Raw genomic sequence first — 25,404 nt, 5'->3', positions numbered from 1 at the left:
TTTTGTCATGGTAAGTACAGGGTTGGCAAAGTATCCAATTTATTTCGGTAACGGACTTACTATACTGTTTCCCCTTCAGCATTACGGAGATGCCTTCCATCGGAGTTACTTAAATTAACAGTTTTCAGGTGCAAGTTTATAAGAAAAAACTTTACACCCAGTGTTAATACTTATGTTCAGTTTTTTTAGTAGGAACAGTAATGATCAAAAATTTATCAATAGGTGTATTGCCACAAAAGGATGGTCAAACTTATGGATTTGTATGTCAATTTGTACAGAATGTAACTTATGTGACAGTTTACATTATTAATAGGTATTATGGTAGGAAGCCGCAGAAATTTAAAGTATTACTATCCCCCATACAATATTTTAGTGAATTAACAGCTATTCTGCAAAAACAAAGTCTGGTTTTGGTGTTGTGCCAGTTTCCTTTTTCACAGCTAAGCAAGAGATATATTAGTTGATTAAGATACATAAAGAATAAATTTTAAAGGAATAAAATCTTGGTAGTGGTAAAGATGGCAACACTGAAGATTGCACTTACGGGAAATGTCATTAGCCATGCAACCGCAATACTTTGTAGAGTTGTAAATTGAATTGATTTGATATTTTGCACCAGTCCAATACCGATGACACCACCTACAAGAGCATGAGAGGTGGAGACAGGTAAACCCAAGCGAGAGGCTAGCAGGATGGTAATGGCGGTTGCAAGTTCGGCGCAAAATCCACCACTAGGTTGTAAAGAAATTATGTTTTCCCCAATAGTGTTAATTACCTTTTGACCCCAGACAGCTAAACCAGCGACAATACCAGCGCCACCCAGGATTAAAATCCATAGGGGGATGGTAATGTCACTGACGGGTATAGTACCAGTGCTATTGATGTAGACAATGGCAGCTAAAGGAGCGATCGCATTGCCAACATCATTAGAACCATGAGCAAAGGCGACAAAGCAAGCACTGAGAACCTGAAACCGAGCGAATAGCTGTTCTACAGGAGTGAAAATTATTTCTTCGTTGTTTAGTTTTTGTGCATTATTCCCTACTTCTTGCAACTGTCGCCAACTAATGACTGACAGTACAATAGCTGCAACTGCACCTACAAATAAGGGAAGGTCGTAACTAGGTAAGTTTAGACCAATGCTATTTAAGTAATTAGTTAAGGGTTGGGTTAACAAAGGTAGGACAATGACACCAAATACTCCCAACACAATGACACTCAGCCAGGGAATCCACTGTTGTAGCTGTGCTAGTTGATTTGGTTGCTCCAAAATCCAATGCTTGATTTGACCGTAGAATAAAGCTGCAATAGCACTACTGAGGATCGGCGTGACAATCCAGCCAATAGCAACTAAGCCTATTGAGATCCAATTAATCGCATCTACTCCCATAGCTACCCAACTAAATCCCGCCATCGCACCTACAACTGCATGAGATGAGGCTACGGGTAAACCGCCAGAGGTAGCAATTTGCAGCCACAAACCGCAGGTAACTAACACTGTTACCATACCGATTATGTAAATTTCTGGTGTAGCAGCAAATAAAACAGGATTAGCAATTTTGGTAGCTAAAGTTTGGGATACTTCCTGCCCAAATAATACTGCCCCTGTAAACTCTAAAATTCCAGCAATAATTATTGCCTGTCTCAGGGAGAGAGCTTGGGAACCTACAGAAGTTCCCATTGAGTTAGCGACATCGTTAGCGCCGAGATTCCAGGCGAGGTAGAAGGCTAGCAGGGAAGTTGAAATTAACGTAATGGGCATTTAGGGTTGGCGTAGATGGAAAAAAATAGCGATTCTTAAACAAATTAAAAGTGTTGACTTAGCATCTGCCAACAGAGGGGTTATCGCACAAAGCGCGAGAAGCGCTATAAATATTTTCTACTGTTATCTTGTTTGCCCGGATTACGGATAAATTAAAATTTTGTATGTTTTGGGATTAGGTGCGATCGCTTGTTCCACGGCTGCTGATAAGTTTTGCAAGGGATAGCGATCACTAATTAAGGCTTGTACATCTATGCACCGATTAAATACAATATCCGCAGCTAGACTTTGAAGCCGATAGGATGAACTGTAACTACCCATCAAATCAATTTCCCTACGGTAAAGAACATTCGGATTAATGGGAATTTCCACTTCATCGGGAAATTCTGCGAAAAACAAAATTTTACCACCTTTGCGAGTACATTCCAGTGCTTGGAAGAAAGCCTTGTCACTGGGAACAGCCAGCAGAGTCACATCAACACCCATCCCCCCAGTCAAAGCGTGAATTTTCCGAGGTAAATCAGGATCACGCGCATCAAGAGCGGCTTTTGCCCCAACATTCAATGCTTTCTCAATTCTGGATGGTAGTAAATCAGTAGCGATCGCTTTCGCCCCAAAATATTTTACCAACATGACAAACATTAACCCAATTGGCCCGGCACCAGTAACCAAAACAGTTTTTCCTGGGGAAACTTGAGCTTTTTTCACCGCTTTGAGACAGCAGTTAGTTGGTTCTACAAAACTTGCCTCTTCAAAGCTGATATGGTCAGGAATGGGAATTAGTCCCCCATTTTGCACAATATGTCCCGGAACCTTAACATACTCAGCAAAACCGCCACCACTAGGGTTAAATCCGGCTGTGGTGGAAATGTTTTTATAAACATCGCACATAGAGAAATTCTCATTTAAGCAGTAAGCGCAACGCATACAAGGAATGTGGTGCATCACCGCCACCCGTTGTCCTACTTGCCAAGATTTCACCTGAGAACCCACAGATGCGATTGTTCCGGCTGTTTCATGCCCAAATATGCGTGGTGGTTCATATAGGGGATAACGAATTTTTTTAATATCTGATTGACATAATCCCACCACTCCCACTTTTACTAGCACCTCATCTGGTTCCAGAGTCGGGACTGGGATATCTTCATAAGAAAGTTGATTTACACCTCTAAATACCTGTGCTTTCACGTTGGTTTTTCCCGCTCAACTTTCTTAGATGTAACATTTAGCGGGTCAGGTTAGCTCATTAAGTTTGAAACTTGTAGTTAATTATTTTGATAGCGGTTTCCATATTTGTAGGTACTAAGAAAAATTAACCGCTAAAAAATCCCAAAAAAGTCAACTAGAATTAGCGCCATAAAAAACTGATTCACTCCAAAACCTTTTCACCAAAAACATCAAAAAAGACTTTGCCTACCTCTGGGTTTAAAAACAGTGAAATCATCTAAAATTGTCAAAAATCGAGTGACCTTGAGTGATGATACATCAAACATATACAGCCGATATCCTAGTAGTGGGTGGAGGAACCGGAGGAACAGCTGCGGCTATCGAAGCAGCGCGACAGGGAGCAAAAACTATCCTAGTCAGCGAATTTCCTTGGTTAGGGGGAATGCTCACATCCGCAGGGGTATCCGCACCCGATGGTAATGAACTAGTAGCCTTTCAAACTGGATTATGGGGCGCATTTTTACAAGAACTACGCCAGCGTCAACCAGGGGGATTAGATAACAGTTGGGTGAGCTTTTTTAGTTATGATCCCCGCATTGCAGCCAAGATTTTTGCAGACTGGGTGCAGGAATTATCAAATCTGCATTGGATTTCTGGACAAGTGCCAATAGAAGTATTGCAGCAAGGAAATTGTGTAACTGGCGTGCGGTTTGCAGAGTTTACCGTTACAGCCAAGATTATTCTCGACGGTACAGAATTAGGCGATTTATTGGCTTTGGCGGAAATACCTCATCGTTGGGGCTGGGAGTTGCAATCTGAGTGGGGAGAAATAAGCGCACCGGCTCATTTTAATCAGCTCACAGAAAGATATCCTGTGCAAGCCCCTACTTGGGTAGTGGTAATGCAAGATTTTGGCGAACCGAGCGCTCCAGAGATTTTTCCTGCACCCAATTATAATCCTGCCCTATTTACTGGTGCTTGGGATAACTATGGTGCTGAGAAATTCTTAAATTATGGACGTTTACCAGGGGGTCGATTTATGATCAACTGGCCCATCTGTGGTAATGACTATGCCGAAGGTGTAGGGCGTTTAATAGAGTCGGAAGTAGCAAAACAGGAATTTTTGTCAGAATGTCGCTGGCATAGCCAAAATTTTGCCCATTTCATCCAAAAAAACTTAGGTAGGCGTTATGGCTTGGCTGAGTCGGCTTTTCCCCATCATCATAGTGCTTTTGCATTGCATCCTTACTACCGTGAGAGTCGTCGCTTGGTGGGACTAACTACCGTGCGAGAACAAGACATTTTGCCCATACCAGGGGGTAGGGTAGCATCTTTGTTCCCCGATGCGATCGCTGTCGGTAATTATGCCAACGATCATCATTATCCTGGGTTCAACTTGCCACTGCAACCTAAATCCATTCGTTGGGGGGGACGTTGGACTGGTACACCCTTTACTATTCCCTACCGTTCCTTAATTCCTGTGGACAGAGATGGTTTATTAGTTTGTGAAAAAAATATTTCTGTATCTCATATTGCTAATGGCGCAACCAGATTACAACCCGTTGTCATGGGTATAGGTCAAGGGGCGGGAATGGCGGCGGCTATGTGCGTTGAATTGAACTGTCAGCCCAGACATTTACCTGCCAGGCAATTACAAAATCATTTGTTAAAATCTTTACATACTCCCGCAACAATTGTACCTTTATTTAACTTAGATATATCTCCGAAAAATCCAGAATGGCTCAATTGGCAACGGTATTACTTAAATGACCCACAAGCTTATCCATCAAATGGCAATTACCCTTGCATCTCGGTAAATAAGTATAATCAATTACATTGTCAACAAGTAACAAGAACTGAAAGCAAGTGTTTTACAGGAATTTTCCAGCGTTTCCAGCAAGACTACCACTTTACCATAACCACACCAGAAACCTATAGTGGTCAAACTTGGCAGATTGTGACTTTGCGATCGCAGATAGAAGAGCAACTACAAGCTGTTGTGAATGAACAACTGCTGACTATTTGGGGTAACTTCAATCATGCTGGTGGTTGGTTACTAGCTGAAACCATTGACATATCGTTAAAGTAACATTTTTTCAGTAAAAAACACTACTTTTTACTAAATTTTCCGGATACACTACCAGAAGATCCGTAACATTAGACAAGAGAGTTCAAAAATAAACATCTGTTATGCGAGCTACGATTTCACTTTTAGTTTCGTGTTTAGTCTTCAGTTCCCTAGTTTTTAACTGCCAAGCAAAGGTAAATCGCTTATCTCAGATGTTGCTATCCTCTTGTGGTTCGCAACAGTTAACCTCAGATTCATCTCAATATCAAGCCCAACTGAGCGAGGTAGACAGCCCAATACTACATCGAGGTAGTGGACGGATAAAGATAAACTTGATAGAAAAATCTGGTGGTAATGTTTAACCTCGAATAAGGCAAAATTTCTCAAGACCATATCTTGTATAGAGTCAGCAGTTGTATGATTGTCAGGGAATCAAAAACTGCCTCTCTAACAGAGATGTAAAACTTGAATATTTACCTTACTGTTGCATAGCTAAACTCGTTAAGTCTCAACAGGGGGGTGACCCCGTTAGTTACGCGTATATCAAGCGCCAATAATCTGATGAAAAGCTCATATATAAAGACAGTGACTCTGAATTTCAGAGTCACTTTTAAATATCCAACTTCAACACAGAAAACTTTCACAATCTAGGGATGTGAATATGTTAAAGTTTACTTTCTAGCTTCAGCAATGGGAACCCACTCAGTGTGAAATGTTCCCGGCTTGTCAAGACGGAGGTAAGTATGTGCGCCGAAGTAGTCGCGTTGTGCTTGAGTAAGATTTTGGGGTAGGCGATCGCGACGATAGCTGTCAAAATAATCCAAAGATGCACTAAAAGCAGGAACTGGGATTCCCACTTTTGCTGCTGTCATGATCACTTCCCGCCAAGCATCTTGTCTATCGAGAATAGTCTGCTTAAACTCAGGAGCCAGTAGCAGGTTAGGCAAAGTTGGATTTTCGTTAAAAGCCTTCTTAATCTTATTCAAGAAGCCAGCGCGAATAATACAACCACCTTTCCAAATCCGCGCCATCTCACTGAGATTCAAATTCCAGTTGTATGTTTTGGAAGCTGTATTTAACAGCGCCATACCTTGAGCGTAAGAACAGATTTTTGAGCAATACAGAGCATCGCGAACCTTGTTAACAAAGCCCTTCACATCGCCATCAAACTTAGAGCTAGGGCCTGTTAAGCTCTGAGATGCTGCTACCCGTTCTTCTCTAATAGAAGATATAATCCGGGCATTAACTGCTGCGGTAATTGTCGGAATAGCCACACCCAATTCCAAAGCAGTTTGTACAGTCCAACGACCTGTTCCCTTTTGACCGGCTGCGTCGACAATTAATTCCACCAAGGGTTTTTTTGTTTCCGGGTCAATGTAAGGGAAAATGTTCGATGTAATCTCAATTAAAAACGAATTCAGTTCATCAGTACTGTTCCACTCAGTGAAAACTTGATGTAGCTGATTTTCATTTAATCCAACCACATTTTTCAGCAAATCGTAGGCTTCTGCAATTAGCTGCATATCGCCGTACTCAATGCCATTGTGTACCATTTTCACATAGTGACCAGAACCACCAGGGCCAATATAAGTAACACAAGGGCCGTCATCAACTTGAGCAGCAATTTTGTTGAAAATTGGTGACAGATACTCGTAGGAACTAGGAGTACCACCAGGCATGAGGGAAGGTCCATTGAGGGCACCTTCTTCACCGCCACTCACACCCATACCAATAAACCGTAGTCCCACAGGTTCTAATTCCTGAGTACGTCTTTCTGTATCTTCAAACCAAGAGTTACCACCGTCGATAATGATATCGCCTTCATCTAGCAGGGGTTTGAGTTGGGCAATCACCGCATCTACCGGCTTACCAGCCTGTACCATCACCAGAATTTTGCGGGGACGTTCCAATGATGCGACAAACTCCTCTAGGGTAAAGGCGGCTTTGACGTTCCTTCCTGGCGCACGCTGCGCCATAAACGCATCCGTTTTTTCTCTGGAGCGGTTATAAACTGCAATTGGGAAGCCATTACGCTCGACGTTGAGAGCTATATTCTCGCCCATTACGGCTAATCCAATCACACCAAAGCTTTGTAGTGTCATAAATTATGTTTGGCTAACTCTTGCAGATCCTTTTATCTTTAGGGTAGACCGAGATTTTCGCTTCTCTCCTAAAGAAGACCTTAAGACTTGAATAAACTGCAAAAACTTATAATTAACACAAGCAAATGGTTGTTGCAACTTTCAGTGTTCCAGTCAAGTTTCTATACTTCTGCCTTGATTAAAAAATAAGGAAATGACAATTTTAACTAATTCAGCGCTCCCCATCAATATTACGCGCCGGGGTAGTTAATTAAATCGATTTCTTTCACATAGAGGATGAATTAACTCTATCCATTGCTTTAGACATAGTAGAACATGGGCAAATCAAAAACAGTAGGACAGCCTATATGAATGAATCCGTGCAGGGGCTACCATTATTAGTGTTACTAGTGGGTATGGCAATTGCCATGGCCATTCTCATCAAGTCTGGTTTAGAAAGCATTAGTGTTCCTGCTCTGGTAGGCTATTTACTAGTAGGATTTCTCCTGAGCCTGATGGATCATCAATGGCATATCCTTTCCTCAGAGGGAGAAGAAATTTTTGACTTTTTGGCAGAATTAGGCATCATTGCCTTACTATTTCGAGTTGGATTAGAAAGTGACTTAGCTGGACTAATGAGCCAAGTTTCCCGTGCCAGCATGGTCTGGGTTGGTGATGTTTTAGTGAGTGGCACACTTGCTTTTGTTGTCTGCTACTGGTTCCTCCAACTCAGCCTAATTTCCAGTTTGTTTGTGAGTATTGCCATGACCGCCACTAGTGTAGGCGTAGCCGTTGGGGTTTGGCAAGAAGAGAAAGCGACAAACTCCCCCAACGGTCAGCTAATGTTAGATGTAGCTGAAATGGATGATATTTCCAGTGTAATTTTGATGGCATTGCTGTTTGCGATTGCGCCTCTGTTAAAAGAGAGTGCCAACGGTTCTATCTTACCCGTTATCATTAAAACAGCAGGAGGTTTATTACTTAAATCTATATTATTTGCCACTGTTTGTTATGTATTTTCCCGGTATTTTGAGCAAGCAATTACAGTTTTTCTGATGAGGATAGAAAAACCCCCAGATCCAATGTTAACTGTTGCCAGTATTGGACTCATCATTGCTGCAATCGCTGGTTTATTGGGGTTTTCCGTTGCCATCGGTGCATTTTTTGCTGGACTGGTGTTCAGCCGCGACCCGCAAGCGGTCAAACTAGATACCTCTTTCAGCACACTTTATGAATTTTTTGTGCCGTTTTTTTTATTGGTATCGGTTTGCAAATCGACCCCAACGCCTTAAGAACAGCTTTAGGTCTAGGTGGCGCTCTGTTAATAGTAGCCGTACTAGGTAAAATTATTGGTGCTGGTATACCTGCTGTATTTATAACTGGATGGGTAGGAGCGACATTAGTAGGTGTGAGTTTGGTTCCCAGAGCCGAAATCGCCCTAATTATCATGCAACGAGGTCTGTCATTAGGAAATTGGGCAATTTCTCCACAGGTATTTGCTGCTATGGTTGTTGTATCTGGTGTAACTAGTATCGCCACGCCCCTGATTCTGCAACGAATGTTGGAGCAATGGCCACAAACACAACCAGGAAAATCATCTTGAACAGTATCATGCATCCATTCATGATCTTCTTGCTGATAGGATTAATTAGCGCTTAACGCATCTCGTCATCTGTAGGGCTGACGTAATTACTCTCAACAAATTCCAGAGCATAAAAATAACCATACAAAGGAAAAAAAATGGTAGAAATTATGAGCAGACAATACACCCTCATCATAGACAAGTCCGGCAGCATGGAAAGTCCTAGCGAACTTCCAGACAAAACCAGATGGGAAGTTATGCAAGAGAACACCTTAGCCTTGGCTCGTAAGTGTGAGCGGCTAGACCCAGATGGGATCAACGTTTACGTATTTTCTGGTAGACATAAATTTTACTCTGGTGTCACTGCTAGTAAAGTTCAACAGATATTCCAAGAGAATAACCCAGCTGGAAGTACCAACTTAGGAGGCGTACTTCAAGCAGCTTTTGATGACTTTTTCCAACGCCGAGAACAAGGTTTAACCCCCAACGGTGAGACAATCATTGTAGTCACCGATGGTGAGCCAGATGATCGTAAGTCTGTGTATGAGCAGATTATCCTAGCCAGTCGCAAAATAGATAGTGACGAAGAATTAGCAGTGCTGTTCTTTCAAATTGGTGATGATCCAGGAGCAACTAAGTTTCTGCGTATAATAGACGATGAGTTAACCAAAGCGGGGGCAAAATTTGATATTGCTGACGTTACCACTGCTGATGAAATAGAGGAAATCGGATTTGCCGCAGCTCTAGAAAAAGCTATTACTGATTAACTTCACCATGACTGCAATGTTGATAACTTTAAGTTCAACAATATCACCCATTGAGTTGCAAAACTAAAATATTTAGTTAACGATTCGGGTACTGATAAGCAGGAAACATAAATGATTCCCCATTTCGATTCCCCATTTCTAATTTTTAGTCCTTAATTCCCAATCCTTAGTCAAATGATACAATAAGGAGTAACCAAAAAATGCTGGCATACGTTCTAGCTTTTGTGGTCGGACTTGGTAGTTTAGCCCTTTACATAGCAGCTTTCTTTTTACCGGAAATCCACCGTAAGAATGACTTTATCTGGAGTGGTCTAGGACTTTTTTATGCCTTAGTCTTATGGGTGTTTGCGCCACGCATTTCAGCCGGCCTATTGCTGGGTCATGTGGCTAGCGTCGCTGTTTTAGTTTCCTTTGTCTGGCAAACTCTTTCATTACGTCGCCAACTCACTCCGCAAACAGAACAAACCCCAGTACCCAGTGGTGAGACATTGAAAACTGGTATTCAAGACCAAATGACTAGGTTATCCCTCCCAGAACGGTTGACTCAGGTACAACGGAGTATTGGTAGTGCTTTAAGCGGAGTGAAAGGAAAAGCCCAACAAACCATAACTAAGACAAGGCCTGAAACTCCCCAACCAGAAGAAACGACCCCTGCACCCACGGAGAAACCCGCTGTTGAGATTATTGATAAAACTTCTTCCACACCAGAAGCACCAGCAGAGGAAGTAACCCCACCAAATCCTCCACCACCTGAAGTGGTCGCACCAGCCCAAGCAGAAGCTGAGACTGAACAAAAACCACCAATTTCCACCGCAGAAATTCCACCTGATGCTGCACTTGCTCCCCCAGCAGAAGCGCCACCGGAAAAAATACCACCTACTGATCAAGCTGGTTGACTTGGATTAAACCCAGCGTTATTTAAGATGGCGTTGGGTTTTTTCAATTTCTGAATTTAGTAATATCTTTGATGGAATTAGATCATTATTTATTAATCAATCAGTTTGTCAAATTAAATTTGATTTTAAAATGCTACCAGCAAAAAATTTAATAATGCTATGTATTGATCCTAACATCTGGTGTAGGTGAGGTACACAAGGGCGGGCAAGATGCTGACCCCACAAAAGTTTTATCATTCATGTCTGTACTTGAGATTCGGTGCAAGGTGCTGTAGTTAAGGAGTAACCATTTCCGCTACTAAATTAGGCGATGCTGGCTCAAAATTTAAACCCGTAATTTGTTGTGAACGCAACCCAATAGATTCATAAGTTTGTCCGTTATTATCACTAAATTCTACTTCAAAAGCAGCACCATCAGCTAATAATTTAACCATTGTACCTACTTGACCGCGCAATAAGTTATGTTTAGGTCAATCAACTGTTAATGCTATTACATCTAGTAACTTAATTGTATTAAGATTGATTTTGCTCATCTTCATGGATAAAAAAATAGTTAGATTAATTTCTTGATTGAAAACTCTGCTATACTATAGTGCATACGAATTACTGACATTTAAAATAATTTACCAAATTAATAATTATCAGGTTAAATAATCATGTCTAGTACACATACAGGTATTGAGTGGACTGATAAAACTTGGAATCCAACAACTGGTTGCGATAAAGTTAGTCCAGGATGTTTACATTGCTATGCAGAGGCTTTGACTAAACGGTTTCCTAATAATTTTAGAAATGGATTTAATTTAACTTTACATCCCGATAGGTTGCTAGAACCTTTAAAGTGGAGAACCCCTAGCAGAATTTTTGTTAATTCTATGAGTGACCTTTTTCACGAAGAAGTACCTCTAGATTTTATGCAAAAAGTATTCAAAGTTATTGAGGTTACACCTTGGCACATATACCAAATCTTAACAAAAAGGCCTGAGCGTTTAGTTGAGTTAGCACCTAATTTACAATTCCATAAAAATATATGGTTGGGTGTATCCGTAGAAAATCAAAATTATGTCCACCGCGTTGATTTGCTGCGTCAAGTTCCAGCAAATGTTAGGTTTCTTTCATGTGAACCACTTTTAGGTTCATTGAACCTGAACTTAAAAAATATTGATTGGGTTATAGTTGGGGGAGAGTCAGGACAAAAACATCGTCCTATGAAAATTGAGTGGGCTGAGGATATTCGTGACCAATGTCAAAAAGCTAAAGTAGCATTTTTCTTTAAGCAAGTTGGCGGGAGAACTTCCAAAGCTGGTGGTAAGTTACTAGATGGTAAAATCTGGGATGAAATGCCTAATGCTTGGCAAAAACACCATCGACAATGGGGTGTATCTCCACAGAAATTAATAGTTAAAAAAGAAAGTTTAGGACTTACCGCTTAGGTGGAAATGTAACTCTAACTGCATCTCCAAAAGTAATTTCTCCTTTGTTTTTTTTTCTTTGATTAGCAGGTGGTTCTGCTGTGATTTTTCCTTGGGATTCAAGATTTTTCAGAGCGGCTTTGTAATTCTTTTCAATGTAGGCTCTACCTACATGATGCTGTAGATAAATTTCTTCCATAGTGATTGTTTGTCCTGCAAATTCATCTAGGAGCATTTGTTCTAATTCATCTAGAGGACGACTAAGTTCAAACAGCAATGGCTGCTTAGAAGTAGCTGGGTTATATTCAAAAGATGGTACTCCTTGATTTTGGTCAGAACTCTCTTTAGCCATAATATCTTTGATAATATTATAGGCATTCAAATTCTTGGTTACAAAAATTAAATGATGACTTGTACGTTGATTTTTTTCATGTTTAAAACGAAAATTTTGAACGTATTTTATGTCCATTTCTTTTAATGATTCACAAATGTATGTGACAATGAGATTTTCTCTATCATTTGAGTTATTTTTTAATTTATTGCGTAATTCATCTGCCCGTGTTTTTTCAAATAGTGCATTTATATGTTCTTCAACTAATGGATTACCTAACCCCATGCTAATCCGATTGTAATTAAAAAAGAAAAGGCAATCACAGCCCCAGTTTTTGACGAATGAGTTTATAAGTTGTAATGATAATCCTTTATAGCCAAAAGGATCTAAAAAGAACAGTGTAGGAACATCAAATAGTTCAATAGTATTTTTTCCAATTTCCAAATTAGTTACTATAGGTTGATATTTTAAAGTTTGAATACCAGGAATTGCATTTATAGCTGATTGCAGAGAATTAGTATGCTGAGAATTAGCATCATTAAATAATGTCTTCAGCATATTTCGCATATCTGGGTCAGCAATTGCGGTTTCTAAAACTTTGATTGGTGTTGATTTAGAACCATTTTCATATCTACCAGGTCCAGCAAAAAGGTCGATGTAGGCAATAATTTCATAACCTCTGTTTTTTGCCTTTGGTATAATTACTTTCGCCCAAGCCCAAAAATATTTTTCTACAATTCTGGCTTTAATTAAAGATTGCTCTGTCTGTTCATCAAAGAAGGAATCACCAGCCATACGTAATTACTCTATGTCAAACTAGTAAGTAGTATAATATATAAGTGATTAATAGATGTATAAAAAATAATGCAGTTTATTATTGAAATAATTTAAGCCGCACCATATTATTGCTGAGAGATCCGTACCCGGGTGAAAAACAGAAGAGATTTCGGTATTCATGCCCATCTTCTATAATTGATGGGATAACTTGCATATATAATCTTAGGCATGAGACTGTGACAGAACCTGGAAGCTACAAAGATACGGTAAACCTACCCAAAACTAAATTCGATATGCGGGCAAACGCCATCAAGCGGGAACCGGAAATTCAACAGTTCTGGGCAGAAAATAATATTTACGATCGCCTGTCGCAAAATAACCCCGGCGAATTATTTATACTCCATGATGGACCTCCCTACGCTAACGGTTCATTGCACATTGGTCATGCCTTAAATAAAATTCTCAAAGATATTATTAACCGCTACCAACTGCTACGAGGGCGTAAAGTTAGATACGTCCCAGGATGGGATTGTCACGGTTTACCCATTGAGTTAAAAGTTCTGCAAGATATGAAATCAGCAGAACGGCAAAGTTTAACACCTTTGACACTACGGCAAAAAGCCAAGGAGTTTGCCTTAGCTACCGTAGATGACCAACGGGAATGTTTCAAACGCTACGGCGTTTGGGGTGATTGGGATGATCCTTATCTGACTTTGAAGCCGGAATATGAAGCGGCACAAATTGGTGTGTTCGGTCAGATGGTCTTAAAAGGATACATCTATCGGGGTTTAAAGCCTGTTCACTGGAGCCCTAGTTCTAAAACTGCTCTAGCTGAGGCGGAGTTGGAATACCCAGAAGGTCATGTTTCCCGCAGTATCTATGCAGCTTTTCCGGTAACAGGTCTGTCTGAGGCGGCTAAACCTGTTTTGGGTGAATTTTTACCTCATTTGTCTGTGGCTGTTTGGACTACGACCCCTTGGACTATTCCGGGTAATTTAGCTGTGGCGGTAAATGGTGATTTGAGTTATGCTGTGGTTTCTACCAAGCAAGAATTTACGCATCAGGAAGTTGAACGTAGAGCAAGAGAAATATGGGAAACAAAAGGCAGACCTCAACAAGATAAATTTGGTCAAGATGCTGACTATATTCAAGCTTTACATGAATTTGAAAGACAAGTAAAACGAAAGCAAATTCCCAAATATCTTATCGTAGCCGCAGATTTAGTACAAAGTCTGTCAGCCACCCTTTCCACTCGGCTCACGGTGAAGGCTACCTTTAAGGGGCAAGATTTAGAACATACTACTTATCGTCATCCTCTGTTTGACCGGGAAAGTCCCGTGGTGGTGGGTGGTGATTATATTACCACTGAGTCCGGTACTGGGTTAGTACATACTGCCCCCGGTCATGGTCAAGAAGACTACATTGTGGGTCAGCGTTACGGTTTGCCAATCCTCGCGCCAGTAGATGACAACGGCAATTTTACCCCAGAGGCGGGTGCTTTTGCTGGTTTAAATGTTTTGGGTGATGGAAATCAGGCGGTAATTGACGCGTTGACGGCTGCTGGTTCTTTGTTGAAGGAGGAACCCTACGCTCACAAATACCCCTATGATTGGCGGACAAAAAAACCCACAATTTTCCGAGCGACTGAACAATGGTTCGCTTCGGTGGCTGGATTTAGGGAGGAAGCTTTAAAGGCCATCGCTGGGGTAAAATGGATTCCAGCCCAAGGAGAAAATCGCATTACGCCCATGGTAGCAGAACGTTCTGATTGGTGTATTTCTCGTCAGCGTTGTTGGGGTGTACCCATTCCGGTTTTCTACGATGAAGCTACTGGAGAAGCACTGCTGAATGAAGAAACCATCAACCATGTCCAAGCAATTATCGCCGCAAAAGGTTCCGATGCTTGGTGGGGAATGTCAGTGGAGGAGTTATTACCAGAGTCTTACCGTCATAATGGCAAGTCTTACCGCAAAGGTACAGACACAATGGATGTATGGTTTGATTCTGGTTCATCTTGGGCGGCTGTAGTGAAACAGCGTCCAGAATTACGCTACCCGGCTGATATGTATTTGGAAGGTTCCGACCAACATCGGGGTTGGTTCCAGTCAAGTTTGCTCACCAGCGTAGCAGTAAATGGCATTGCACCTTATAAAACTGTCTTAACTCACGGCTTTGTTTTAGATGAACAAGGGCGGAAGATGAGTAAATCTGTAGGAAACGTGGTCAACCCCCAAGTGGTCATTAATGGCGGGAAAGACCAGAAAAAAGAACCCCCCTATGGTGCTGATGTGCTGCGGCTATGGGCTTCGTCGGTAGATTATTCTGCTGATGTGCGTCTAGGTGGTAACATCATCAAGCAAATGAATGATGTTAGAGGTAAAATTCGCAATACAGCGCGGTTCTTATTGGGTAGCTTGCATGATTTTGACCCGGAACAGGATGCAATACCCCCGGAAAATTTACCAGAACTTGACCGCTATATGCTCCACCGCATCGCTGAGGTGTTTGCAGAAGTTACCGCAGCTTTTGAAAGTTTCCAATTCTTCCGCTTTTTCCAAACTGTGCTGAATTTCTGCGTAGTGGATTTATCCAACTTTTATTTAGATGTTGCTAAAGATAGATTGTACATCAGCGCCCCGGATGCTTTTCGCCGTCGCAGTTGTCAAACAGTGCTTAAGATAGCTTTGGAGAATTTAGCACGAGCGATGGCACCTGTGTTATGTCATACTGCTGAGGATATCTGGCAATTTATCCCTTACCAAGCACCATATAAATCAGTGTTTGAAGCTGGTTGGGTGCAGGTAGATGAAAAATGGCGTAATTCTCAATTAGCGGAGTTTTGGCAACAAGTGCGGAAACTTCGGGATGATGTTAATAAGGTGTTAGAACAAGCCAGGGTAGAGAAAAAGATTGGTTCTTCCCTAGAAGCTAAAATCTTGCTTTATATCAAGGATGAGCATTTGCTTTATGCGGTGAAAAAACTAAATCCTGATATTGGTAATGGTATTGATGAACTGCGCTATCTATTCCTCACTTCTCAAGTGGAACTATTACATTCTCCCGAAGCATTGCAAGGTTCGAAATATAACTTGCAGTTAGATAGCTGGGGAATTGCAGTAGTTGATGCAGAGGGTCAAAAGTGCGATCGCTGTTGGAATTATTCTACTCATGTGGGAGAATCAGTAGAGCATCCCCTATTGTGTGAACGTTGCGTTCCAGCTTTGGCGGGGGAGTTTTAATCAAATAAGCACATAGACGACTATAGGTAGTCATTGCGAGTAGAAAGAGGTAATCCCAAGGATTGTGGGATTACTTCACTTCCTTTGCAAGGGCAACTATTAAATCCGACACAAATTATATGCGTCCGGAAGTTTTGTTGCTACAACTTCTGCAACAGCTCCTGAGTTAACTGAGAAAATGCTTTAGAACCCGATGATTGAGGTGCATTCAACACAACCGGCGTAAAACTATCAACAGCCTTAGCCACATTTATATCAACTGGTATTTGTGCCTTACAAATTTTCTCTACACCAAAATCTTCCACAACACGGTGCATCACTTGTTTATAATATCGCCCATTGAGCAAATTAGAACTAGCCATGCTAAAAACAATTCCCAGCATTTTGATCTCTATCTTAGCTTCCTGTTCGTGAGCATCTTTTAATTGACCAATGCGTCTTTCTAATAGCTGAATACCCACCACAGATAAAGGTTCTGGTTTAGCAGGAAGAATGTAGAAATCACTGGCAGCCAAAGCACTGCGAGTCAATAAATTATAGCCAGGGGCACAATCTAAAAGAATGAAGTCATACTCCTCGCGCACTGGGTTTAAAATATTATTAATCAACACTCTTTCAAAACGATTCCAAACCGTTTCAAAATCCTGCTCGCCCAAAGCAGTTGCTTGTTGGTGGAGCATCTCTGACACCACAAATTCATCATATAAATCAATATCCCCGGGTAATAAATCTATGCCGGGGATATTGCAAACCTGACCTTGAATAATATCTTGAATCGTCAGTTTTGGTTTGGGTTCAGGATTGATAATTTGGTCTATTAAATATCTCAATGTCTTACGTTGTTTGCGAAGTTTAGCAAAAGCTAAAGGCGACATTAAACTCAGTGTAGCACTGATTTGGCTATCTAAATCCAGGACAAGCACGCGCTTACCGTGATTTTTGGCTAAACAAGTCGCTATATTGACAGTGAGGGTGGTTTTACCAACACCGCCTTTCATATTTGCAGTAGCAATTACATATCCCATTGGTTAAGTCCTCTGATAGCGCATCCCCATATCTAGGTAGCGTACACTCCTATTCAATAATTAAAACTTCAATTAAGTGTAATCTTTTTGGAAACGTTAAAAATTAACGTTGTCCCTATTAAGGCAGTCAGATTATAACAGTGCCCAGGAGTGTTGAGATTTGTTTAGAGTATTTTTTAGTTCTTTTACCTCACCCAGAAGCCCAGAGGCGTGGATATATTACATCAAAACTGCTGCAATTTTAAGTTTTATTTAACAAGATTATCATATGTTTATTTTTTCGTAAAAAAACTAAACATATTTTTATGGATATACATATAATGTAAGTAATTTTTATAACACAGATAACTAAGCATGTGCCATACTCAAATAAGTATGAAGTTATTTCCATGATTTTAACTTTATTGGAGTAAAAAATTTTGCTTTTTAATCCTGAACTGTGTCGTAACGAAAGTGAAGTTGAAAGCAAACTCATAGTTCAGTATTTGTTGCCGCAACTAGGGTATACTCCCGATACGTGGCATCAAGAAGTTGCCCTTGGTAGCATTCGTTTAGATTTTTTAGCATTTGCAAAACAAATTATTCCGTTGGTTTTAGATGCTAATTCGCCGATGAGTGTTGTCATGGAAGCAAAGCATCCAAAGCAAAATTTAAATAATCATGTCCTCAGACTCAGACATTATTTAACAAGCTTGAATGCGCGATATGGGTTGCTGACCAATGGTAAGGAAATCAGGATTTATGAAAAGTTGGAATATGATATTGAACTAGTCTTTCAGTGTTTGGGAAAGGATGTCGAGGAAAAAATAGAAGAAATTAAAGGTTTAATCGGTAGAGAAAGTCTGAAAAAGACAGAGTTATTACCTATTTCAATTTTTCAGACATTTCAAAATGATTTAAATGTTGAAAAAAACAGGGAAAGTTCTATGAAAATAATTGCAATCTACCACAATAAAGGTGGTGTTGGTAAGACAACAACTGTAGTTAATTTAGCTGCTGCTATTCGTAAAAAGGGGAAAAGAGTCTTGGTAATTGACCTTGATAGCCAAGCTAATACTACATTCGCTACTGGTTTAGTCAAATTTGATGATGAAAAATTTGATGATATTCAGGATTCTAATGTTTTTCATATATTATCTTCAGAGGATTTTTTCTCAATTGCAGAAATTGCCAGAAAATCTAATTTTTGTGATCCAGGAATTCAGGTAGTTCCTGCACATATAGACTTGATAAAAAAAGAAACTGTACTAAATGGACTGGACTACAGCAGGCTTATACTCATTGAAAAATTAGAGGAAGTAAAAGATCAATATGATGTTGTATTGATTGATACTCCACCTTCTTTAAATCTGTATGCCAAAATTGCTTTAATTACCACAGATTATCTGATTATACCATCAGACTTAAAACCTTTTGCGAATCAAGGATTGACTAATGTTAAAGATTTTGTCAAAGATATTAATGGGTTTAGAAAACAAGTAAGAAAACCAGCTATTCAAATATTAGGTGTTCTTGCCTCTAAAATATCTACAAATCATAAGTTTGTGCAAACTACCTTGAAAAACCGTATGGAAAAAATACCCGAAAGGTATAATATTCCAATGATGGATACTGTGATTTACGAAAGAGATGACTTGGCTAAATGTGCAGAAAAAGTTTTAATAGTTGGAGACATGGAAATTCCAGATCCTATCTCTGTTATTGATTTTAAACCTGATTCAACATCAGCGCAAGAGTTTATATTATTAGGTCAAGAAGTATTAGAAAAAATTGGGTTATCTTAATGAAATTATTAACTTCGCTCATACCAGTCAAGAAAATTACCTGCACTCAGCCTCGCTCAGCGTTTTCAGATGATGAGTTAGAAAAAGCTGCTCAGTCTATTTTAGAATCTGAAGGAGTCATTAACCCTATAGTGGTTCGCAGAACAAGTTTACAATCCTACGAGTTAGTAGATGGAGTTTTTGAATACTATGCTGCTGCTAGAGCTAGAGAAATAAATCCTCTTCAAGGAGAGATGATTACTGTCTTTATTATTGAGCCAGAAAATGATGAATTTTTAACCAAGCAAGTAGATTTATTTAGAAAATTGAAGTCAAATTCTCAAGTGGAGAGTTCCTTTACTTCAAAAGATTTGGAAAACTTCTTACATAATTTAGAATCACGGTTAGAAAAGCGCATTAACGAGCTGCTAGAAAATTCAACTGCTAAAGTAAAATTAGAAAATGAAAATAGAGAGATTAAAAAGCAACTAGCTAATAAAATAGAACCTTTAGATGTATTTACAAAATTTAGTCAAGAAAAAATCACTAGGAAATTACTTAATGCTGGGTTTCAAAAAAATGCTAATCAGATAGCAGAAATAATAGTAAAAGAACGTGAAAAAGAGCAGTTTAAATCTTTACATGATGTCATAGAAAGGGTGAAAATTCTACGTGGAAAACAAATGGTTAAAGGTATAAGTGAAGCAAGAATGCTTGATATCATAGGAAACTTATTTTCAGAAGATTAGTTTTCTTAATTAGGGATCGCAGCAGTATCCATTACCTTAGTTCTTGGTAAAATGTTAATGATTAGTCAACTAAAATCCAGCACCACTTACCAACCCACCCCTGCTATTCCAACACAAAAGTAGGTTTACTAAGCTTCTTACCGATTAATGATACAACTCTTGTAGTGCGGACATCTTACCCGCTACAAGCATAACTCACTCAGATGAAATGCGCTGTAAAAATCCATTTGCACTCTTTCTTTGCGCCTTTGCATGAAACATCACCCCTTAACTTGGCGCAACAAATTAATAACCCGACCCCGTAACCCAACAGGTAAAAAAGACAAACCCAAACCAATCAAAGTCTTAGCAGTAGAAAAAGACCGCCCCGCCAAAACCAGTTCCCTTCCCTTTTGGGTTTCACCTTTTTCAATCAAACGCAACCCCAATAACAATTGCGATTCAGCTAGGCGATATTGCCTAACTTGTTCCAACTTATCTATATCAAACTGATAACTTTCCAAATACCGAACCTTATCAAACAAATAAGGAATTGCTCTATTCATACCTTGCTGTTCTGCATGGGAACGATATTCCATTAATAATTCCGGTATATAATAACCCTTTTTATCAGCCAAAGCCAGCCGGACAAATAAATCATTATCTTCACAATTTTGAATATTCGGTAGCATAAACCCCAACTCTTGCAAAGTCTGACGACGAAATAAAGTCGCCCCAATTTGAAAGCTTTGGTTAATAAAAACCACCTCTAACAAATTATCCACTACGCCTGGTTTTAAATTAGCTCGACCCCAACGACGAGAATTTTCTTGAGTCTTTTTCTCATCCCGGATATTTTCAATATCAATTATCCAATGGTCAGTACCAACAAAATCAATTCTAGAATCTTGATCAAGTATTCCCGCAGTCCGGGCTAAAAAATTAGTTGTTAGCCTATCATCATCATCAAACTTGATAAAATATTCACCTTGGGCTGCATCAAAACCAGAGCGCATATTATTACTTTTACCAATATTTTGCCAATGACGGATATATTTAATTTTATTGTCTGTGTACTGTGACATCAATTCAGGAGTACCATCAGTTGAACCATCATCACAAACAATTAATTCAAAATCTTGATAAGATTGCTGAAGTACGCTTTCTATGGCGTATGGTAGGAGATTTTGCCGATTAAATGTAGGAATGCAAACGCTAATTTTAGCCACAGCTATTAGTTTGAGATCAAGTTACAACTTCACTAGAACCAGAGTTTTAAGATTAGTTCTGAGGATTGTTCATATATCATACAAGATGAATTCATTACCAGCTGACAGAATAAGTGATAATATTTATTTATCCTTAATTATCAGTAAAAGCAACAATTTATCTGTGAATATACAGAAACTTCATGATGTTTGTCGAAAATTTATTGTTCAGCTTTTGGTTGACCCTCAGTTATAAAAATCCTAAGACCTTCACCCTCAGCACCCGGACTTCTTCAATAATTCCGGGATATTTATGTTGCTAACTTATTTACAATTGCCATATTAAAACTTGAGGAAAAATAGATAAGAGATATTTATCATGACATCAAGGCTGAAATCAGAGCATGGTGTATATGTCATCATTTGATTTAGTCTAATTTACCCTGAATTGCTGATATGCACATCTTAATGCTGTCTTCTACCTTTCCCTATCCGCCAACAAGGGGGGGAACTCAAGTGAGGACATTTAACTTACTCAAATATTTAAGTCAACGTCACACTATCACCCTCGTAACTCAACGGGATGACGACGTTACGGAAATAGAAATCGTCAGCCTACGGGACTGGGTAGATCATCTAGTTGTATTTGAACGTCCTCCAGATTCTGGAACCCCATCGGGAATACTCCAGAAAATACAACGATTAAGTCAGTTTTTGCAACAGGGAACCCCACCCAGCGTACTCAGCCGCTACTCAGTTGAAATGCAAGCATGGATTGATAACTTTGTCGAGGAGCAAAAGTGTGATGTGATTACCTGTGAACATAGCGTTAATGAAATTTATGTGCGATGGCATTTTCAGAAATCTCTCAGAACCATAGTCAATATTCACAGTTCCGTCTATGGTACTTGTCTGAACCAGCTAACAACAGGTGTCTCCGAAAATAAGCTCCGAGATAGGATTATTCTACCACTTTTACGTCGTTATGAACAAAGATATGGCGCAAAATTTTCGGCAATAGTAGTAACTACAGAAAATGATAAAAGTCAACTAGAAAAACTTCATCCTCACGGTGAAATTACAGTTATTCCCAATGGAGTTGATTTAGACACATTCCCCCATCGTACTACCGACCCCGGAGGATACAAATTAGTTTTTATTGGAGCGATGGATAACTTAGCAAACATTGATGCTGTCTGCTTTTTCGCCAATGAAATTTTACCACAAATTCAAAAACATTATCCTCAAACAACCTTTGATATTGTTGGTTCTCGCCCTGGTCCCGAAGTTTTAGCACTCAAACAACAACCAGGAATTAATGTCACTGGAAGAGTGCCTTCAATGGTAGACTATTTACACAAATCAACAGTCTGCGTTGTGCCCATGCGGACAGGATTTGGAATTAAAAATAAAACCTTGGAAGCAATGGCCGCCGGTGTACCAGTAGTAGCCAGCGATCGCGGTTTAGAAGGACTAGCCACAGATACTTCAACACCAGCATTACGCGCCAATGAACCTGCTGAATATGTCACTGCTATTAGTCAACTTTTTGATGATCCACAACTGCGTCATCAAATATCACATAACGGTAGAAAACTTGTAGAAACCCAATTCACCTGGGCCATGGCTGGAAAACATTATGAGCAAGTTTGTGTCGGACTCAATAATCACTAAGCATACTTATCAAAGTAACAGATGTAACCACACACAGCCCTAAAAAAAAAGAGGAGTGAGCAGCCGCCATTATCTTGATACCGCAGCCATCACTCCTTTAACCTCGCGCGTTGATAAGCTGTTATGCTTATTTATCAATAGAGCAAATTAAATCTGAACTTTTATCTAACTAAAGTCGCTAATCGTTGTTAAAAAATTACGTAACTAACTATACAACCTTTACCTTTTATGCAAATAGATTATTAAATATTAAGAAACTTTTTCTGAGAATTAATGTAGTTAAAATTACAAATTTCACCAATAAATAGTTTTACCCCATCCCCAGACCAAGAAAGTAAATTAGAGAGCAACCGAATTTAAATATGCTTGTTTCAAAACCTTGTTATGTAGCTCCAGGATATTCTCCCTCAATTCTGGGCTAGAGATGTGTATTTAACAATTTAGAGATATTATCTATAAAAATTTTACCTGCATCGATTTTAACGTATTTAATAACACAATGCAACTTAAAACTAACCTATACCTGAGTTAGTAGTAGACTGATTCCTGGGGTGGAAGTTAGAGACAGAAATGGTAGTTACTGTCATAAATAAAGGCAAGGATAATCACAAATATAAGATACAAAGCAGTAAAACGAACAGTAGAATTAAAAGTTTATGGACAGACTGAGATATAAGGAAACAAAAATTAAATTGCTAAAAATTACTTAAATTTATTTACATCTCATAAAATACACGCATTCCTCTTTATCAAGAAGCTGATCTGACAAGGATTCAAAACCGGGGGTATATTTATTATGGACTGGTCTAAAAACTTACAGCAATTCCAACACATTGTAGTATTCAAATTTCCTCAAGCACCATACTTTTTACTTTTAATTAGCTTATTAATTAGCCTAGTCTGTGGATTGCCATTTGCTATAACTTTACAGGAAAGAGTTGAAGATTGGATTGAAAATCATTCTTCTAGCACTCTACCAAGATGGGGAAAATTACAACTTTTAATTCCTTTTATAGGAATTAGCATTGGTGTTTATATTGCTTTTGCCTCGTTGTTAGAAATTTTGGGATTACCCACTCTGCCTTCTTATTTGCTATCTTTATTGGGCACAACTTTCCTATGTTTATGGGTTTGGTCAGAAATTGGTAACCTCTTATTTAGAAAACTTTTGCGTTCCTATTTAGACAAATCTTCAAAATTGTCTCACCAAAGGTAGAAGTAATTTTTCATCCCGAAACCTAAAGTTTTAAGTAGTGAAAAATATTTAAAACAAAAGATAATCAATGGCCACTATGCAATTCTTGATATGTCATCTACAAACAGTTAGGACTTTAGCCCTGTTGCAATATTTTAGCTACCAAAATTATCACACACCTATTTTGCGGCAGGTTAAATAATTAGTATAAGAATAGATATGTACATATTCAGGGTTCATTTGGGTAGCAGTTACACCTTATTCAAAGTTTTATTACTAGATATCTTCAAGAGTAGTGCAATTGATATTAGCATTGCTCTAGTGGAATTTTTTGCTCAACTTCTGCCAGCAAGTAGCGGGAATTTAAGGTGAACATAGAACAATTCATTCAAAGCACAGAAGCATTACACAGCCGTTTAGCAGACTTGTACCAAACAGCTAGCGTATTACCTTGGATTCCGCCTGAACTGCTCCCCCAGGCTTTTAAGGAACTTTATAGCAGCTCCAAGATGGTCCAGTTAGCGGCGGAGGAACTTTATCGGCAAAATGAAGAACTCATTCAAACACGAAATTGGCTGGAAGCTGAACGCCAACGTTACCGAGATTTATTCGAGTTTGCACCGGACGGCTATTTAGTCACTAATACCGAAGGAATCATCCAAGACGCCAATGTCGCCGCAGCGCAATTACTCAACCTTTCAAGGCAATTACTCCTAGGTAAACCAATAGTTAATTTTGTCCGCCTTGAAGAAAGACAACCATTTCGCAGTGAAATCTACCAGCTATGTCAGTCGGACAGAGTTAAAGAGTTAGTACTACCCTTGCAAAAAAATCACGGCGAATATTTTGACGCAGCGTTAACAGTAGCAGTACTGCGGAATCAACAGGGTCAAGCAAACTCCCTGGGTTGGCTGCTGCGTAATATTGATGAAACTGAGAAAAATAAAACACAAGTAACTAGTGGTGACATCAACATTGATTTAGTTCAAGATCGCCCTGTACATAAACATACCAAAGGAGAAACTATTCCCCTCAATCCCTTAGTAGTTTGGCATGTTCGCCAAGGATTAGTTAAGCTAAATACTTTTTGTGAAACCGGCGAAGAAATATTGATAGGATTAGCGACACAAGACATGGTTTTTGGCTCTAACATGACTTCTTTACCGATTTATCAAGCCACAGCCCTATCCGATGTCGAATTAACCTCAATTTACGTAGCCGAAATAGCAGTAAACCCAATGTTGAGCCATATTCTGTTACCAAAAATCAATCAACGATTACAACAAACAGAATCTTTTCTAGTCATTGTTGGTAAACGACGAGTTGAAGAGAGACTCTACCATCTATTGCAACTTTTAAAACAACAAATTGGTGAGCCTGTACCAGAAGGAACTCGCTTGAGTGTGCGCCTAACTCATGAAGATATCGCTAGTGCCTGCTGTACTACCAGGGTTACAATCACCCGATTGATGGGCAAATTACAACAGGAAGGTTTAATTACTTTTGACGCAAAAAAATATATTATTTTGAAAAACTAATTAATTTCATTGTATAAACGTTAATTATTTGTAGATTTGAGTAGGTTTTATATAACGGATTGCGTGCAGCAGACATTTACAGTTACCCTCAGATGTGGTTACACCCAGAAGTCATGGGCTATGTTGGGATGCGTCGTGAAGACCGTATCCAATTCAGCATCGATTGGACAATACAGTTCAGTTAAGCATAA

The 25,404-nt window shown here is 39.4% G+C and carries 17 protein-coding genes and 2 pseudogenes; 12 read left to right on the top strand and 7 right to left on the bottom strand.

Annotated features, from left to right (window positions below):
- Window positions 1–487: 487 nt before the first annotated feature.
- Both NWP25_RS12260 and NWP25_RS12255 read right to left on the bottom strand, forming a co-directional pair.
- Entirely contained in the window at window positions 488–1,762 is a 1,275-nt protein-coding gene (locus tag NWP25_RS12260) for an inorganic phosphate transporter (RefSeq protein ID WP_280652408.1), read from the bottom strand.
- A 141-nt stretch (window positions 1,763–1,903) separates the two neighbouring features.
- Window positions 1,904–2,950: a zinc-dependent dehydrogenase gene (locus NWP25_RS12255; protein WP_280656633.1), complete on the bottom strand. Its 1,047-nt coding sequence runs from the start codon at window positions 2,948–2,950 to the stop codon at window positions 1,904–1,906.
- Window positions 2,951–3,239: 289 nt separating this feature from the next.
- On the opposite strand from NWP25_RS12255, the gene NWP25_RS12250 reads away from it, so the two are divergent.
- Together NWP25_RS12250 and patX are read left to right on the top strand one after the other, a co-directional pair.
- Window positions 3,240–5,018: an FAD-dependent oxidoreductase gene (locus NWP25_RS12250; protein ID WP_280652410.1), complete on the top strand. Its 1,779-nt coding sequence runs from the start codon at window positions 3,240–3,242 to the stop codon at window positions 5,016–5,018.
- Window positions 5,019–5,119: 101 nt separating this feature from the next.
- Complete coding sequence (gene patX, locus NWP25_RS12245; RefSeq protein WP_280652411.1) at window positions 5,120–5,359, top strand: heterocyst-inhibiting protein PatX; 240 nt, start codon at window positions 5,120–5,122, stop codon at window positions 5,357–5,359.
- A 309-nt stretch (window positions 5,360–5,668) separates the two neighbouring features.
- Here patX and gndA read toward each other — a convergent pair whose 3' ends face one another.
- Window positions 5,669–7,099 carry an NADP-dependent phosphogluconate dehydrogenase gene (gndA, locus tag NWP25_RS12240; RefSeq protein WP_280652412.1) on the bottom strand — a complete coding sequence of 477 codons (1,431 nt, stop codon included), beginning with the start codon at window positions 7,097–7,099 and terminating at the stop codon, window positions 5,669–5,671.
- 347 nt (window positions 7,100–7,446) lie between these two features.
- Between gndA and NWP25_RS12235 the strand changes: the two are divergent.
- The 3 genes and pseudogenes from NWP25_RS12235 (at window position 7,447) to NWP25_RS12220 (ending at window position 10,323) form a co-directional block, all read left to right on the top strand.
- Window positions 7,447–8,681, top strand: a pseudogene (locus tag NWP25_RS12235) (cation:proton antiporter).
- Window positions 8,682–8,827: 146 nt separating this feature from the next.
- The gene (locus NWP25_RS12225) at window positions 8,828–9,427 is read left to right on the top strand and encodes a VWA domain-containing protein (protein ID WP_280652447.1); all 600 of its coding nucleotides are present in this window, start codon (window positions 8,828–8,830) and stop codon (window positions 9,425–9,427) included.
- Between the two features lie 200 nt (window positions 9,428–9,627).
- Window positions 9,628–10,323, top strand: coding sequence for a Ycf66 family protein (locus tag NWP25_RS12220; RefSeq protein WP_280699506.1), 696 nt, complete (start codon window positions 9,628–9,630; stop codon window positions 10,321–10,323).
- A gap of 275 nt (window positions 10,324–10,598) precedes the next feature.
- On the opposite strand, the pseudogene NWP25_RS12215 reads toward NWP25_RS12220, so the two are convergent.
- Window positions 10,599–10,781: pseudogene (locus tag NWP25_RS12215) on the bottom strand (DUF4926 domain-containing protein); the annotation flags it as partial.
- A gap of 198 nt (window positions 10,782–10,979) precedes the next feature.
- On the opposite strand from NWP25_RS12215, the gene NWP25_RS12210 reads away from it, so the two are divergent.
- Window positions 10,980–11,756: a DUF5131 family protein gene (locus NWP25_RS12210; protein WP_280652415.1), complete on the top strand. Its 777-nt coding sequence runs from the start codon at window positions 10,980–10,982 to the stop codon at window positions 11,754–11,756.
- Here NWP25_RS12210 and NWP25_RS12205 read toward each other — a convergent pair.
- On the bottom strand, window positions 11,746–12,861 hold the full coding sequence (locus tag NWP25_RS12205) for a three-Cys-motif partner protein TcmP (protein WP_280699504.1): 1,116 nt from the start codon (window positions 12,859–12,861) through the stop codon (window positions 11,746–11,748). The two genes, NWP25_RS12210 and NWP25_RS12205, sit on opposite strands and share 11 nt — an antisense overlap.
- A 218-nt stretch (window positions 12,862–13,079) precedes the next feature.
- Between NWP25_RS12205 and ileS the strand changes: the two genes are divergently transcribed.
- Window positions 13,080–16,082, top strand: coding sequence for an isoleucine--tRNA ligase (gene ileS / locus NWP25_RS12200; RefSeq protein ID WP_280699502.1), 3,003 nt, complete (start codon window positions 13,080–13,082; stop codon window positions 16,080–16,082).
- A gap of 140 nt (window positions 16,083–16,222) precedes the next feature.
- On the opposite strand, the gene NWP25_RS12195 is transcribed toward ileS, so the two are convergent.
- Entirely contained in the window at window positions 16,223–17,107 is an 885-nt protein-coding gene (locus NWP25_RS12195; RefSeq protein ID WP_280652418.1) for a ParA family protein, read from the bottom strand.
- Window positions 17,108–17,526: 419 nt separating this feature from the next.
- Here NWP25_RS12195 and NWP25_RS12190 point away from each other — a divergent pair, with 419 nt between their 5' ends.
- Together NWP25_RS12190 and NWP25_RS12185 are read left to right on the top strand one after the other, a co-directional pair.
- Window positions 17,527–18,891 (top strand): AAA family ATPase, encoded by a 1,365-nt coding sequence (locus NWP25_RS12190; protein ID WP_280652419.1) that lies wholly within the window; start codon window positions 17,527–17,529, stop codon window positions 18,889–18,891.
- Window positions 18,891–19,619 carry a ParB N-terminal domain-containing protein gene (locus NWP25_RS12185; RefSeq protein ID WP_280652420.1) on the top strand — a complete coding sequence of 243 codons (729 nt, stop codon included), beginning with the start codon at window positions 18,891–18,893 and terminating at the stop codon, window positions 19,617–19,619. The genes NWP25_RS12190 and NWP25_RS12185 overlap by 1 nt, the downstream gene beginning before the upstream one ends.
- Window positions 19,620–19,879: 260 nt before the next feature.
- Here NWP25_RS12185 and NWP25_RS12180 read toward each other — a convergent pair whose 3' ends face one another.
- Window positions 19,880–20,827 carry a glycosyltransferase family 2 protein gene (locus tag NWP25_RS12180; RefSeq protein WP_280652421.1) on the bottom strand — a complete coding sequence of 316 codons (948 nt, stop codon included), beginning with the start codon at window positions 20,825–20,827 and terminating at the stop codon, window positions 19,880–19,882.
- A gap of 435 nt (window positions 20,828–21,262) precedes the next feature.
- Between NWP25_RS12180 and NWP25_RS12175 the strand changes: the two genes are divergently transcribed.
- From NWP25_RS12175 to NWP25_RS12165, 3 genes are all read left to right on the top strand, one after another.
- Window positions 21,263–22,480: a glycosyltransferase family 4 protein gene (locus NWP25_RS12175; protein WP_280652422.1), complete on the top strand. Its 1,218-nt coding sequence runs from the start codon at window positions 21,263–21,265 to the stop codon at window positions 22,478–22,480.
- Between the two features lie 796 nt (window positions 22,481–23,276).
- Window positions 23,277–23,696: a hypothetical protein gene (locus NWP25_RS12170; RefSeq protein WP_280652423.1), complete on the top strand. Its 420-nt coding sequence runs from the start codon at window positions 23,277–23,279 to the stop codon at window positions 23,694–23,696.
- A gap of 347 nt (window positions 23,697–24,043) precedes the next feature.
- A complete protein-coding gene (locus NWP25_RS12165) occupies window positions 24,044–25,213 on the top strand; it encodes a helix-turn-helix domain-containing protein (protein WP_280699501.1) in 1,170 nt (389 codons plus the stop codon).
- Window positions 25,214–25,404: the final 191 nt, after the last annotated feature.

Source organism: Umezakia ovalisporum Ak1311 (genome assembly GCF_029891685.1).
GTDB classification, from domain to species: Bacteria; Cyanobacteriota; Cyanobacteriia; order Cyanobacteriales; family Nostocaceae; genus Umezakia; species Umezakia ovalisporum.
This window is presented reverse-complemented; position numbering and strand designations above follow the sequence as displayed.